This is a genomic window from Bradyrhizobium elkanii USDA 76 (assembly GCF_023278185.1).
Classification (GTDB): domain Bacteria; phylum Pseudomonadota; class Alphaproteobacteria; order Rhizobiales; family Xanthobacteraceae; genus Bradyrhizobium; species Bradyrhizobium elkanii.
Genome location: NZ_CP066356.1, coordinates 2,175,431 through 2,189,164, shown reverse-complemented (window position 1 = coordinate 2,189,164; position 13,734 = coordinate 2,175,431). Strand labels below are relative to the sequence as shown.

The following is a 13,734-nucleotide window of genomic DNA, read 5'->3' as shown; positions in this document are numbered from 1 at the left end:
GAACACTTCGCTGTTCAAATAAAGCGAAATTGACGCGGCCCAGGCGCCATTCTGTTAACGGCAGGCCACGCGTTCAGTTCCGAAAGCTGAGCTGCGACAATCAGGTAGCAGGGGATGGCGCAGACGCCATCCCCACGCAGGACGAGCTAGGCGGGCCCCGCTCCCTGCGTTGCCGTATAGACCGCGTAGAGCGACTGGCTTGCGGCCATGAACAGGCGGTTGCGCTTGGGGCCGCCGAAGGTGATGTTGCCGCAGACCTCGGGCAGCCGGATGCGGCCGAGCAGCTTGCCTTCGGGCGACCACACCGTCACGCCGCTGTAACCGACCGCGCGGCCGGCATTGCTCGCGCACCAGACATTGCCGTTGACGTCGCAGCGGATGCCGTCCGGTCCGCACTTCACGCCGTCGATCGTGAAATCGCTGAACCGCTTGCCGTTGGAAAGCTTGTTGTCGGCGCCGACGTCGAACACGAAGACGTCACCCTTGCCGCCCGGGCCGCTATCGCCCGGTCCCTTGCCGGTCGAGACCACGTAGAGCTTCTTGTAATCCGGCGAGAAGCAGAGGCCGTTCGGATCGGGCACCTGGTCCTCGCTCACCACGAGATCGACGCGGCCGGACGGATCGATGCGATAGCAGTTGGTCGGCAACTCGCGCTTGAACGGCACGAAGCCCGCCGGCTGGCCGATCCGGGGATTGAGCTTGCCGGCCGGATTGACCGGGCCGCCGGCGGCATCGGGCTCACCCTCGTAGAGCTGGCTGCCGTAGGGCGGATCGGTGAACCAGTAGCTGCCGTCGGGATGCGCGACGATGTCGTTCGGCGAGTTCAGCCGCTTGCCTTGATAGTTATCAGCGAGCACGGTCGCGGTGCCGTCATTTTCGTAGCGCGTCACACGGCGGGTGAGATGCTCGCAGGACAGCTGGCGGCCCTGGAAGTCGAACGAATTGCCGTTCGAGTAGTTCGACGGCATGCGGAAAACGCTGACATGGCCGTCATCCTCCGACCAGCGCATCTGCCGGTTATTGGGGATGTCGCTCCACAACAGATAGCGGCCCTGCGAGCTCCAGGCCGGGCCTTCCGCCCAAAGCACACCGGTGAAGAGGCGCTTGATCGAGGTGTTGGGCTGGGCAAGGTCGTTGAAGGACGGATCGACCGCGATGATGTCGGGGTCCCAGAAATAGGTGGTCGGCGCACCGCGCGGACTGAAATCGCGCGGCGGGCTGGTGATCGTCGTCGGCGGCCCGACCGGCGCGGGCGCATTCTGGGCCAGCGCGCTGCCGATGCCCGCGACGGCGGCGGCGGCGGCGGAAGCCGCCAGCCCCTGAACCAGCGTGCGTCGTGAAACGTTCGGATCACGCCGCGGTTCTTTTTGATTGTTCCGCTGTTGGCGAGTCATCGCATCCTCCCACTCTGTTGGCCGGCCGTTGATCCGGCCTGGCGGGTGGAGGTTAGACTGCTCTCGGAGAGGTTGCGAGTGACGGTTTTTCATCACTGCGCGCGGAAATTTCACATTGTTGTGGTGTCATGATCGGTCGCTCCACAAACTCGTCATGCCCTGCCTTGTGCCGGGCATCCACGTCTTGGGACCTCGCGAGAACGAAGACGTGGATGGCCGGGACAAGCCCGGCCATGACGATACGGAGACATAACGCTGAAAAGGTAAAGCTAATCCGGCCGGATCATCTCGAACATGTTTTCCGGCTTGATCTCGAAGTAGTCGCCGCGGCGGCCGGCGCGGACGATCGGGTGCGCGAGGCCGGTCTGGTAGACGCCGTCCTTGATGAAGGCCTTGTCGATGTGGACGGCGACGACCTCGCCGAGCGTCAGCCACGCCTCGGCCTTCTTGCCGTCGGCGGCCTGGAGCTGGACGATCTGGCTCACCTTGCATTCGAACGACACCGGGCTTTCGGCGACCCGCGGCACATTGACGAGCTTGCCGGCGACCTGCGTGAGCCCCGCCAGCTTGAACTCGTCGACCTCGCGCGCGACATGCGCCGCCGTCGCGTTCATGTGTTTGGCGAGATCCATCGTCGCCAGATTCCAGACGAACTCGCCGGTGTCCTGGATGTTGGCGACGCTGTCCTTCCAGTTGGTGGAGGAGAAGCCGATGATCGGCGGCACGTAGCAGAACGCGTTGAAGAAGCTGTAGGGCGCGAGGTTGACGTTGCCGCCCTTGTCGCGCGAGGAGATCCAGCCGATCGGCCGCGGCGCCACGATGGCGTTGAACGGGTCGTGCTTCAGGCCGTGGCCGTTCTTCGGCTCGTAGAAATGCAGGTCTTTGGCGGTCACGGCTAGCCCCTCTCGCGTAGCCCGGATGGAGCGCAGCGTAATCCGGGACAGTCTCGCAAGCGGAAATGGCCCCGGATTGCGCTACGCTCCATCCGGGCTACAACTCGATTTGCCTGCAATGACGGGAGAGTCAACTGACGAAAATGTCAGGGCTGGCGCTCAATTGGCGCGGCTGCGCGGCGACAGGCCGGCGATCACGAAATCGATCATCTGGTCGATGGTCGGGCCCGGCTTGGTGGCACATTGGGCGATCATCTGCGGGTGGAAGAACCGCATCATCGCGGTGCAGGCGCACAGCGAGGCGAGTTGCAGGTCCTTGATCTCGAACTCCCCCGTCGCGGCTCCTTGCGCGATCACCTCGCCGATAATGGAGGCGATACACTCCATATGCGCGACGCAGACGTCCCAGTCCTCCTGCATCGCGATCTCGACCATCTCGTGCATCTTGGAATCGCCGACATAGCGTTCGGTGTTCATGCGATTGATGGTCGTCATCATCTGGCGCAAGCGCGGCGCGGCCGGCCCTTCCGAGCGCGCGATGCGCTGGGCCTCGATCTCGACCTCGCCCATCAGGCCGCGGGCCACGCCCTCGTGGATCGACTTCTTCGAATCGAAGAAGCGGTACACGTTGGCGGGGCTCATCCGCAGCTCTTTGGCGATGTCGGCGACCGTCGTCTTCTGATACCCGATCTGCCGGAACAAGCGCTCCGCCACCACGAGAATCCGCTCGCGGGTGTCGGTTTCGCTATGTTCCGAGATCAGTGTCATGTTGGCCTGCTCAATCTTCAATTATTCGGCCGCCTCAGCAAGCGGAAATGCGCGTTGCGCATCGCCGGCATGCTGCGGCGCAGTATCGGTTTGCTCGGAGCCGCTTTCCTCGAGGGTCTTGCGGAACCAGAGGGCGTAAAGGCCCGGCAGATACAGCAAGGTCAGGAAAGTCGCAACAAACAAACCGCCCATGATGGTGATCGCCATCGGACCCCAGAACGCCGAGCGCGACAGCGGGATCATGGCGAGGATGGCGGCCAGGGCCGTCAGCACCACCGGCCGGGCGCGCCGGACGGTGGCTTCCACGATCGCCTCGCGCCGGGTCAGGCCGGACGCCACGTCGCTCTCGATCTGATCGACCAGGATCACGGCGTTGCGCATGATCATGCCGGCGAGCGCGATCAGGCCGAGCAGCGCCACGAAGCCGAACGGCTGGTTGGCGACGTTCAGCCCCAGCGAGGCGCCGACGATGCCGAGCGGCGCGGTCAGGAACACCAGGAACAGGCGCGAGAAGCTCTGCAGCTGGATCATCAGCAGCGTCAGCATCACCATCACCATCACAGGGAAGAGGATGAAGATCGACGCATTGCCCTTGGCGGATTCCTCGAACGCCCCGCCCGGCTCGATCCGGTAGGCCGGCTCGAGATGGGCCTGGATGTCCTTCAGCTTCGGCGAGATCTGGTTGGTGACGTCAGGCGCCTGCACGCCGTCGACGACGTCGGAGCGCACGGTGATCGCCATGTCGCGGTTGCGCCGCCACAGGATCGGCTCCTCATGCGCATATTCGATCTTGGCAATCTGCTGCAGCGGGACGGCGACGCCGTTGCGCGTGGTGATGGTGAGATCGCCGACGCGGCCGAGATCAAGCCGCTCGGACGGCACCGCGCGGGCGACCACGCCGACCTTCTCGATGCCGTCGCGGATCGTGGTGACCGGCGCGCCCGAGATCAGCATCGCCAGCGCCTGCGAGACGTCCTGCGGGGTCAGGCCGAGCGCGCGCGCCCGATCCTGGTCGACGGCGAGCTTCAGGTAGGGCGACTGCTCGTTCCAGTCGAGCTGGACGTCCTTGACGTTCTTGTTCTGGCGCATGACGTCGCGCACCTGGTAGGCGATGTCGCGCACCTTGTTGGCATCGGGGCCGATCACGCGGAACTGGACCGGGAAGCCGACCGGCGGACCGAAATTGAAGCGGTCGACCCGGACCCGCGCCTCGTTCAGCGCGCCATCGGCGGCGGCCTGCTCGATCTTGGCCTTGACGCGCTCGCGCGCCTCGACGTTCTTGGCGAGAATCACGATCTCGGCAAAGGCCTCGTTCGGCAGCTGCGGGTTGAGGCCGAGCCAGAAGCGCGGCGAGCCCTGGCCGACATAGGCGGTGTAGGTCTGGATATCGTCATCGCCCTTCAGCAGCCCTTCAGCCTGCTTCACCGCCTTCTCCGTGACGTTGAAGGCGGTGCCCTCGGGCAGACGCAGTTGCAGGAACAGCTCGGGCCGCTCCGACAGCGGGAAGAACTGCTGCTGGACGTGGCCGAACGCAACGATGGAGGCAACGAAGACGCCGACGGTCGCCGCTACCACCTTGATGCGGTGATCGACGCACCACTGCACGACGCTGCGCAGGCCGCGATACATCCGCGTCTCGTAGATCGCGTGCGGATCGTGGTTCTGGTGCACCTTGACGTTGGGCAACAGCTTGACGCCGATATAGGGCGTGAAGATCACCGCGACGAACCAGGAGGCGACCAGCGAGATCGCCACGATCCAGAAGATGCCGCCGGCATATTCGCCGACCGCAGAATTGGCAAAGCCGATGGGGAGGAAGCCAGCGGCCGTGACCAGCGTTCCCGTGAGCATCGGAAACGCAGTGGATTCCCAGGCAAAGGACGCCGCCTTCATGCGGTCCCAGCCCTGCTCCATCTTCACCACCATCATCTCGACCGCGATAATGGCGTCGTCGACCAGAAGGCCGAGCGCAATGATCAGCGCGCCGAGCGTGATGCGGTGCAGGTCGAGCGACATCGCGTTCATCACGATAAAGACGATGCCGAGCACCAGCGGCACCGACAGCGCGACCACGATGCCGGTGCGCCAGCCGAGCGCGACAAAGGAGACGAACAGCACGATCGCGAGCGCCTCGACGAAGGAGTGCACGAACTCGCCGACGGCGTGCTCGACCACCTTGGGCTGGTCGGCGATCTGCTGGATATCGACGCCCTGCGGCACCGCCTTCAGGAACTCGGCGGTCGCCTTCTGGACTTCCTTGCCGAGCTCGAGGATGTTGGCGCCCTTGGCGGTGACGACGCCGATACCGAGCGCCGGCTTGCCTTCCTGACGCACCACGAAGCTTGGCGGATCGACATAGCCGTGGCTGACGGTCGCGATATCGCCGAGGCGGAACACGCGGCCGTTGCTCTCGACCGGCGTCTCGGCAACCGCCTTGACGCCGTCAAGCGCGCCGGTGACGCGCAGCGGCACGCGCTGCGAGGAGCTCTCGACGGTGCCGGCCGGGGTGACGTTATTCTGCTTGGCGAGCGAGTCGAACAGCGCCTGCGGCGTGATGCCGAGCGTCGCCAGCTTGGCATGCGAGAACTCGACGAAAATACGCTCGTCCTGGGTGCCGTAGAGATCGATCTTGGTCACGCCGGGCACCTTCAGCAGGCGCTGGCGAAAACCCTCCGCGACCTTCTTGAGCTGCGCATAATTGGCGCCGTCGCCGGTCATCATATAGAGGATCGAATCGACGTCGGAGAATTCGTCGTTGACGACGGGACCGAGGATGCCGGAGGGCAGCTCGCCCTGCACATCGACCAGCTTCTTGCGCAACAGATAGAAGAGATAGGGCACATCCTTCGGCGAGGTCGAATCCTTGAAGGAGACCTGCATCGCCGTGAAGCCCGGCTTGGAATAGGTCTGCACCTTGTCGAAGAACGGCAGCTCCTGCAGTTTCTTCTCAATGGGATCGGCGACCTGCATCTGCATTTCCTGCGAGGTCGCGCCCGGCCACATCACCGAGACGTTCACCACCTTGACGGTGAAGAACGGATCCTCGGCGCGGCCGAGCTTCTCGTACGAGAAGAAGCCGGCGGCGGCGAGGATGATCATCAGGAACAGCACCAGCGTCGGATGGCTGACCGCCCAGGCTGAAAGGTTGAAGCGCTTCATCGAACTCTCCAAGTTCTAGACCAGTCCCAGAACCGTTTCCGCTGCTATGCGAGGGTTAGAACGACAGCGACGACACGACCCGCACTTTCTGGCTCGGATCGAGTTTCTGCACACCGAGGGCGACCACCGTGGCGCCATCGTCAACGCCGCCGGAGATAACGACGGAGTTGCTCTCATAAGCCTTCACCTTGACCGGCTTCAGCACGATGTCGCCCTTGTCGTCGACGATGTAGAGCGAGGGATCGCCGCCCTGGCTGTACAGCGCCGACAGCGGCAACTTGGCGACGCGCTCGCTCGCCTTGTCGGCCAGCGTCAGCGTCGCGGTCATGCCGAGCGAGACCGCCTCGTCGGCGTCCGGCAGCGAGAATTTTGCGAGATAGGTGCGGGTGGCGGGATCGGCCTGCGGCGCGACCTCGCGCAGCCTGGCGGCATAGCTCTTCTTGGCGTCCGACCACAGCGTCACCGTGGCTACGCCCGACCTGGCACGAGCGAGAAGCGTCTCGGGGATCGCGACGACAGCTTCCTTCTCGCCAAGTCGGGCGACACGGATCGAAGCCTGGCCCGCGGCAACCACCTGGCCGGGCTCGATCATGGTCGCTGTGACGACACCCCGGGTGTCGGCCACCAGCGTTGCGTAAGAGAGGGAATTCCTGGTCAGCTCGACCGAACGCTCGGCGCGGTTCAGCCGGGCGCGGGCCTCGTCGCCGGCGGCCTTGGCGGAGTCGAGCGCCGCGTCGGTGGTCCAGCCCTTGGCCTTCAGATCCTTGGCGCGCTGCTCGGCGGCCGCGGCCTGCGCCAGCACGCCGGTGGCGGCGCGGAATTCCGCCTCCGCCTGCTCGGCCTGCAGCTTCAGGTCGACCTCGTCGAGGGTGGCCAAGGGCTGGTCGACGTCGACTGTCTGTCCGACCTCGACCAGCCGCTTGGCCACCTTGCCGGCAACCCGAAAGCCCATATCGGCTTCGATACGGGGCTTGATGGTGCCGACAAAGCTGCGCTCAGGGGTTTCGGCTTCATAACGGACGGTCGCCACCAGGACGGGGCGTCCCGGATCGGCGTTTTCAGCCGCCTTTTCATTGCAGCCGGTCAGCGCGAACACCGCAAAAGCCAACGATGCTCCCGTCAAGAGCCTGTAATAGCTCGAGAAAACGGAACGAACGAACATCTGAAATCTCCATCGGGCTGACGACTGATGAAGAGTATCGATTTATCACTGACGATTGTCAATATTCGTCAGTGATAACCAATTCGTGAGCGGGGTCGGATTTGGCGGGTGCGTGTTCGGAAAATGCGTAGCCCGGATGAAGCCAACGGTCGCCCGAACGCGCGCCCGATGACAGGCTCCGCGAAATCCGGGACCGTGCCGGTGGCGGGTCCCCGGATTGCGCTGGCTCCATCCGGGCTACGGGAGCAGGTGATTTGAGGGCGAGCTACTTCGCGCCGACGAACTCGGTCTTGGTCTCGTGGCTGCCGAGGAAAACCAGCAGGCCCGCGGCGAGCGGCAACAGCGACAGCACCAGCAGACCGGTCGACGTGCTGCCGGTGGCTTCCTTGACCCAGCCGATCAGATAGGGCCCGCCGAAACCGGCGAGGTTGCCGATCGAGTTGATCAGCGCGATCGCGCCGGCGGCGGCGGTGCCGGAGAGCCAGGCGGTCGGCAGCGTCCAGAACACCGCGAAGGTGCAGAACACGCCGATCGCGGCGACCGTCAGCACCACCATCGTCATGACCGGATCGGTGATGTAGCTGGAGACGCCGAGCGCCAGCGCGGTCAACAGCAGCGGCGCGCCGACATGGAACACGCGGTCGCGCGTGGCATCGGAACGGCGCGCCCACAGGGTCATCGCGATCGTGCCAAACAGATAGGGAATTGCGGTGACGAATCCGGTCTGCGCATTGGTCAGCCCGAATGCCTTGACGATCTGCGGCAGCCAGAACTGCATGCCGTAGAGCGAGGCGACGAAGCCGAAATAGATCGCGCTGAGCGCCAGCACCTTCGGCGAGGACAGCGCCTCGCCCAGCGTGAAATGCTTCGCCGCCTGCTTGGCCGCGACTTCGGCGTCGAGCTTCGCCTTGAGCCAGGCCTTCTGCTCGGCCGAGAGCCACTCGGCCTTCTCCGGCCGGTCGGTCAGATAGAACCAGGTGACGATGCCGAGCAGCACCGAGGGAATGCCCTCGATGACGAACAGCCACTGCCAGCCTTTCAAGCCCATCACGCCGTCGAGGCCGAGCAACAGGCCGGAGATCGGCGCGCCGATCACGGTCGAAATCGGCACCGCGAGCGCGAAGGCGGCGAGGAAGCGCGCACGATACTCGGCCGGGTACCAGTAGGTCAGATAGAGGATGATGCCGGGGAAGAAGCCCGCCTCGGCCACCCCGAGGAAGAAGCGCAGCGCGTAGAAGCTGTGCTCGTCATAGACCGCCGCCATCAACGCCGAGAGGATGCCCCAGCTCACCATGATGCGGGCGATCCACTTGCTGGCGCCGAACCGCTCCAGCGCCAGGTTGCTCGGCACCTCGAAAATGAAATAGCCGATGAAGAAGATGCCGGCGCCGAACGAGAACACCACCGGCGAGAACTTCAGCTCGCTGTTCATGGTGAGCGCGGCGAAACCGAGATTGACGCGGTCGAGATAGGAGAAGAAGTAGGCCAGGATCAGGAACGGGATCAGCCGCCAGGAGATCGCGCGGATCGTCGACGTCTCGATCTCGCTGCGGGCGCCGCGATCAGGCGCGATGGTGGCTGTCTGGCTCATAAGCGTCCCCCCGGGTGTTGCTTGCCGTGAGGATTATTGGCTGGCTCCGCTTTGAGCAATGGCAAAAACTCATAGCTCACAGCGCAAACGGGAACCTTGTGCGTTTTGTGCACGGCGTCATTGCGAGCGAAGCGAAGCAATCCACTTATTCGCGTGTGGCGCGATGGATTGCTTCGCGGAGCGTGTCATCGGGCGCGCGTTCGCGCGACCCGTTGGCTCGCAATGACAGAGAGCCAGCCCTATTCAGCCAGCTGGAAGCGCTCGAAGCGGTCGAGCTCTTCCTCGATGCGGCGCTTCAGCTCCTTGCGTGCCGCCTGCTTCTTGCCGGTGCCGACCCAGCTCCATTTCTGCATCAGGAGCTTCTTGTTCTGCCGGTCGGTCTTGAGGTCGAGGGCGGCGACGATGTCGTCGCCGACCAGCACCGGCAGCGCGAAATAGCCGAACAGGCGCTTCTCCTTCGGCACATAGGCCTCGAAACGGTGGCCATAGCCGAAGAACAGCTCGGTGCGCTTGCGCTGGATGATCAGCGGATCGAACGGCGAGAGGATGTGGACCAGGGTGGGATCACCCTCGCCGGTCGCTTCCAGCACCTCGGGCCGCGCCCAATGCTCCTGCTTGCCGGCACCCTCCAGCGCGACCTGCACCAGCTCCTTGCGGCGCAGGCGCGCCTCGATCAGGCTGCGCACCGCCTTCTTGCTCGGCGCGTCGAGGTGGCAGATCGAATCCAGGCTGACGATGCCCTGCGAGCGCAGCGCGCGGTCGAGCAGATAGGCGGTCCTGGCCGAGGCCGGGGCCGGCTTCGGCGGCTTGTCCCAGCCGAAGTGCCGGGTCATCAGCTCATAGGTCTTCAGCATGCCGGCACGCTCGCTGATCGTAACCACGCCGCCATAGAAGGCGAGCTGCAGCGCGCGCTTGGAGGGCTTCCGGCTCTGCCAGAGATGCTCCTTCTCGGTCAGCACGTCGTCATCGATGTCGCGGATGGTCAGCGGACCGGCACGGAGCAGCCGCAGCACCTTGCGCGTATCCGCCGGGGTCACCGACGAGAACCATTTGTGGCCCTCGCGCTTGTGCGCCTTCATCGCCGGCAGGAAGATGCCGATGTCCTTGGACGGCACGTAGGACAGCGCGTGTGTCCAATACTCGAACACACTCTTGTCCCGGCTCTGCGCCTGCTTGAGGTCGGCGCGGCGGTAGTCCGGAATGCGGGTGAACAGGATGTGGTGATGGCAGCGCTCGATCACATTGATGGTGTCGATCTGCACATAGCCGAGATGATCGACGGCGGCCGCCACCGCTGACGCCCCCTCGCCGAACGGCGCCTTTGTATCGAGCCGCTGCGCGCGCAGCCAGATATGGCGGGCAGGGGCATTGTTCAACGAAAGGGGTTCGGCGGCGCGGGACATTGCCCCGCCAATGTAGTCAGATTCGCGCCGGTGTGGAGGGCGGGCCGGCGATCAATCGTGACCCAGATCACATTCCGGGCGTTGAACCCGTTCTAGGCTCCCAGCATCAAAACGACAGCAGCCGGATTGGCTAGCCAGACATTTGAGGACGAAAACCATGACCCGCTCTTTTTCCTGGTCTTTTCTGACAATCGGCGCCGCGCTGTCGATGACGGCGGGCGTTGCACTGGCCGGCAGCGAGGCCGTTCCGGCCGCTCAGATCCTCAATGCGCTGAAGCCGAAGCCGGCCACCCGCAGCCTCGCCGCCGGCACGCAGGTCGACCCCGCCGCTTCCGCCAAGGAGGCGAGCTTCCTCAACACCGTCCGCAACCGGCAGACCCGTTCGTTGTCGCGCGTTGAACGCCAGGAGATCGCCGACATCGCGGCGAACAAGCCGAAGATCGATCTGGAGATTCACTTCGACTACAACTCCGCCGACATCAGCAAGGGCTCGACCCAGGCGGTGCAGGAGCTCGGCAAGGCGCTGTCGGATGCCAGCATGAAGGGCTCGACCTTCGTCGTCGCCGGCCATACCGATGCGATCGGCGGCGAGGCCTATAACCAGGACCTGTCGGAGCGCCGCGCCGACACCATCAAGAAATATCTGGTCGAGCATTACGGCCTGAACGGCTCGGATCTCGTCACCGTCGGCTACGGCAAGACCCGGCCGAAGGACCCGAGCGCGCCGATGGACCCGACCAATCGCCGCGTGCAGGTCGTCAACATGGATACCAAGACTGCGTCGCAGTAATCTCTTTGCATACTCGATCCGCCTGCCAGTGCGGCAGGCGGATCAATCATATCCAGCCCTGAAACAGCATCAGCCGGTTGAATGTCGCCATCGACGTCTCGATGACAGCGGCCGTCACGGGCAGCATCGCAACGAACCCTGCGCATCCAACCGCGACGAACGTCCAGAGCAGCCATCGCGGCGCCCCCTTGCGTGTCAAGGCGTAGACCAGCACGAAGCTCGCGGTGGTCGCCGCGGGCAGATAGTAATAGATGAAACCGAGCGTGCGCGGCAGCAGCGCCCAGGCCAGATACGGTCCGAGGTAGAACGCCAGCACGAGAAATGCATCACGGCTGCGCCCGACGATCCAGTCGCGCAGCGCAATGATCAGCGCGATCAATGCCGGCCACAGCACCAGCGGGTTGCCGAGGAACACGATCGCGGCGAACCTGTCGTCGCCGACCTTCTCGAACAGGTACCAGACCGGGCGCACCAGGAACGGCCAGGACGGCCATGAGCTCATATAGGTATGGCCCGCGATCGCGGCCGTGGTGTTGTCGGCAAGGATGCGGCGCTGCGCCTCCATGATGTCCGTGAACGAGAGGCCGTAGAGCGGCACGAAGGTCGCGAGATAGACGGCCGCCGGGATCAGCACGAAACAGACGATGACGTGCGGAACACGAAAGTCCGGCCACAGCTCCGGCCGGTACCAATCCTCCGCATTGGCGTCGGCAAAGCGCGTGCGCCAGCCCTGCATCAGGAGGATCACCGCGACGATCGCGATGCAGGTCGCGAGCACGAACAGCCCGCTCCATTTGCAGGCAGTGGCAAGCCCCGCGAAGAGTCCGGCCAGCGCAAAGGCGGATTGCGGTCTTGGTTGCCTGAAGCCGTGGACGAACGCCGCGATCGCGAACAGGCCGAAGGCGAGCGCGAAAATATCCAGCATCGCGATCCGCGACTGCACGAACAGCATCTGGTTGAAGAAGGCGAGCAGCACGGCCGCGATCGCGCGTTGCTGCGACGCGAACAGCGCAAGCCCGCCGAGATAGACGCCGACCAGCGCCAGCGCACCGAACAGCGCCGCGGGATAGCGCCATCCCAGCGGCACGTCGCCGAACGCCTTGATCGAGAGGGCGATGATTTCCTTGGCGAGCGGCGGATGCATCGGGTTGAGGATCGGACCCTCGCGCACCGGCAGCAGCATCTGCCGCGCCGCCGGCACGTAGTGCACCTCATCGAAATAGAGCTTGTCCGGCGCGGTGATCCCGAGCAGCAGCACGACGTGGGCGACGATGAAGATGATGGCCGCGACGATCGCCCTGCGCGCGGCGGGACGCTCGGGAGCAGAAGGAGATTTGGATACGATGTTCAAAGGGCAAGCACGGTGCGAGGGGAACGCAGCTTGCGACAATTATACGATATCAGCTGCGTCCGCGATCCGTCACTACGGTCATGTGACGGAACCATCGTGCCCACATGGTCATGCCCCGCTTCATGCGGGGCATCCAATCCGCCGCGGCCTGTCGGCCGAGCACCGAAGTCTCTGGAATGCTGGATCGCCGCCGGGCGATGCCAGCGAAGCCCTACCTTACGCCGCCGCCTCGCCCTCATAGGCCCGGCGCAGACCTTCGATATCGAGCTTGATCATCCCGAGGACGGCCTGCATCACGCGCGCGGCGCCGGCGGCGTCGGACCCGCCGAGATATTGGCGGACCGCCGCCGGCACGATCTGCCAAGCGACGCCGTAGCGATCCCGCAGCCAGCCACACTGCTCGGCCGTGCCGCCGGCCGCGAGCAACGCGTCCCACAGGCGATCGACCTCGGCCTGGTCGACACAGTCGATCGCGAACGAGACCGCGTGGGTGTGCTCCATCCTCATCCCGCCGTTCAGCGCCATGAAGCGCTGACCGGCGAGCGTGAATTCGACCAGCAGCACCGTGCCGGCCGTTCCGCCGGGGCTGTCGATGACGTTCTTCTGGACGGTCTCGATCCGCGAACCGGGCAGCAGCGAGACGTAGAGGTTTGCGGCCTCCTCGGCCTCGCCGTTGAACCACAGGCAGGGAGATACCTTGGACATGCTGAGCTCCTCGTGATGGCAGGATGCGATCAGGCGGTCGCCGCGGCGGACTGCGCCTTCATCGCCGCCTCGACATCCATCCACATCACCTCCCAGATGTGACCATCGGGATCCTCGAAGCTGCGGCCGTACATGAAGCCGTAATCCTGCTGCGGCGACGGATCGGCGTTGCCGCCCGCGCCCTTCGCCTTGGTGACATAGCCGTCGACGGCGTCGCGGCTGTCGGCGGACAGGCAGATCAGCACTTCGCTCGTGGTCTTGGTGTCGGCAATTTTCTTCGGGGTGAACTCGCGGAACTTGTCGTGCGTCAGCAGCATCACGTGAATCGTGTCCGAGATCACCATGCAGGAGGCGGTGTGGTCAGAAAATTGCGCGTTCTTGGTCGCGCCGATCGCCTCATAGAAGGCGGTCGCGTGGGCGAGATTGCTGACCGGCAGGTTGACGAAGATCATTGTCGGCTTGGCCATGAAAGGCGCTCCTTTTCGCGGGGTTGCGCCCCGAGGACGAACCGCCTCGCC

The 13,734-nt window shown here is 64.6% G+C and carries 11 protein-coding genes; 1 reads left to right on the top strand and 10 read right to left on the bottom strand.

Features of this window, described 5'->3' with window-relative positions:
- Positions 1–146: 146 nt before the first annotated feature.
- The 7 genes from JEY66_RS10550 to JEY66_RS10520 all read right to left on the bottom strand — a co-directional run bounded on the left by JEY66_RS10550 (position 147) and on the right by JEY66_RS10520 (position 10,370).
- Entirely contained in the window at positions 147–1,394 is a 1,248-nt protein-coding gene (locus JEY66_RS10550) for an SMP-30/gluconolactonase/LRE family protein (protein WP_016846226.1), read from the bottom strand.
- Positions 1,395–1,663: 269 nt separating this feature from the next.
- Complete coding sequence (locus JEY66_RS10545; protein ID WP_018273404.1) at positions 1,664–2,287, bottom strand: flavin reductase family protein; 624 nt, start codon at positions 2,285–2,287, stop codon at positions 1,664–1,666.
- A 159-nt stretch (positions 2,288–2,446) separates the two neighbouring features.
- Positions 2,447–3,055, bottom strand: coding sequence for a TetR/AcrR family transcriptional regulator (locus tag JEY66_RS10540; RefSeq protein WP_026193269.1), 609 nt, complete (start codon positions 3,053–3,055; stop codon positions 2,447–2,449).
- Between the two features lie 21 nt (positions 3,056–3,076).
- A complete protein-coding gene (locus JEY66_RS10535) occupies positions 3,077–6,214 on the bottom strand; it encodes an efflux RND transporter permease subunit (RefSeq protein ID WP_018273405.1) in 3,138 nt (1,045 codons plus the stop codon).
- A gap of 55 nt (positions 6,215–6,269) precedes the next feature.
- Positions 6,270–7,376 carry an efflux RND transporter periplasmic adaptor subunit gene (locus JEY66_RS10530; RefSeq protein ID WP_016846222.1) on the bottom strand — a complete coding sequence of 369 codons (1,107 nt, stop codon included), beginning with the start codon at positions 7,374–7,376 and terminating at the stop codon, positions 6,270–6,272.
- A gap of 265 nt (positions 7,377–7,641) precedes the next feature.
- A complete protein-coding gene (locus tag JEY66_RS10525; protein ID WP_016846221.1) occupies positions 7,642–8,967 on the bottom strand; it encodes an MFS transporter in 1,326 nt (441 codons plus the stop codon).
- Between the two features lie 239 nt (positions 8,968–9,206).
- A complete protein-coding gene (locus tag JEY66_RS10520; protein WP_018273406.1) occupies positions 9,207–10,370 on the bottom strand; it encodes a winged helix-turn-helix domain-containing protein in 1,164 nt (387 codons plus the stop codon).
- Between the two features lie 157 nt (positions 10,371–10,527).
- Here JEY66_RS10520 and JEY66_RS10515 point away from each other — a divergent pair, with 157 nt between their 5' ends.
- Positions 10,528–11,160: an OmpA family protein gene (locus JEY66_RS10515; RefSeq protein WP_016846218.1), complete on the top strand. Its 633-nt coding sequence runs from the start codon at positions 10,528–10,530 to the stop codon at positions 11,158–11,160.
- A 46-nt stretch (positions 11,161–11,206) separates the two neighbouring features.
- Here the strand turns inward: JEY66_RS10515 and JEY66_RS10510 are convergent, their stop codons facing one another.
- From JEY66_RS10510 to JEY66_RS10500, 3 genes are all read right to left on the bottom strand, one after another.
- Positions 11,207–12,511: a phospholipid carrier-dependent glycosyltransferase gene (locus JEY66_RS10510; protein ID WP_016846217.1), complete on the bottom strand. Its 1,305-nt coding sequence runs from the start codon at positions 12,509–12,511 to the stop codon at positions 11,207–11,209.
- Positions 12,512–12,727: 216 nt separating this feature from the next.
- The gene (locus JEY66_RS10505) at positions 12,728–13,216 is read right to left on the bottom strand and encodes a VOC family protein (protein ID WP_018273407.1); all 489 of its coding nucleotides are present in this window, start codon (positions 13,214–13,216) and stop codon (positions 12,728–12,730) included.
- Positions 13,217–13,245: 29 nt separating this feature from the next.
- Entirely contained in the window at positions 13,246–13,683 is a 438-nt protein-coding gene (locus JEY66_RS10500; protein WP_016846215.1) for a VOC family protein, read from the bottom strand.
- Between the last annotated feature and the right edge of the window lie 51 nt (positions 13,684–13,734).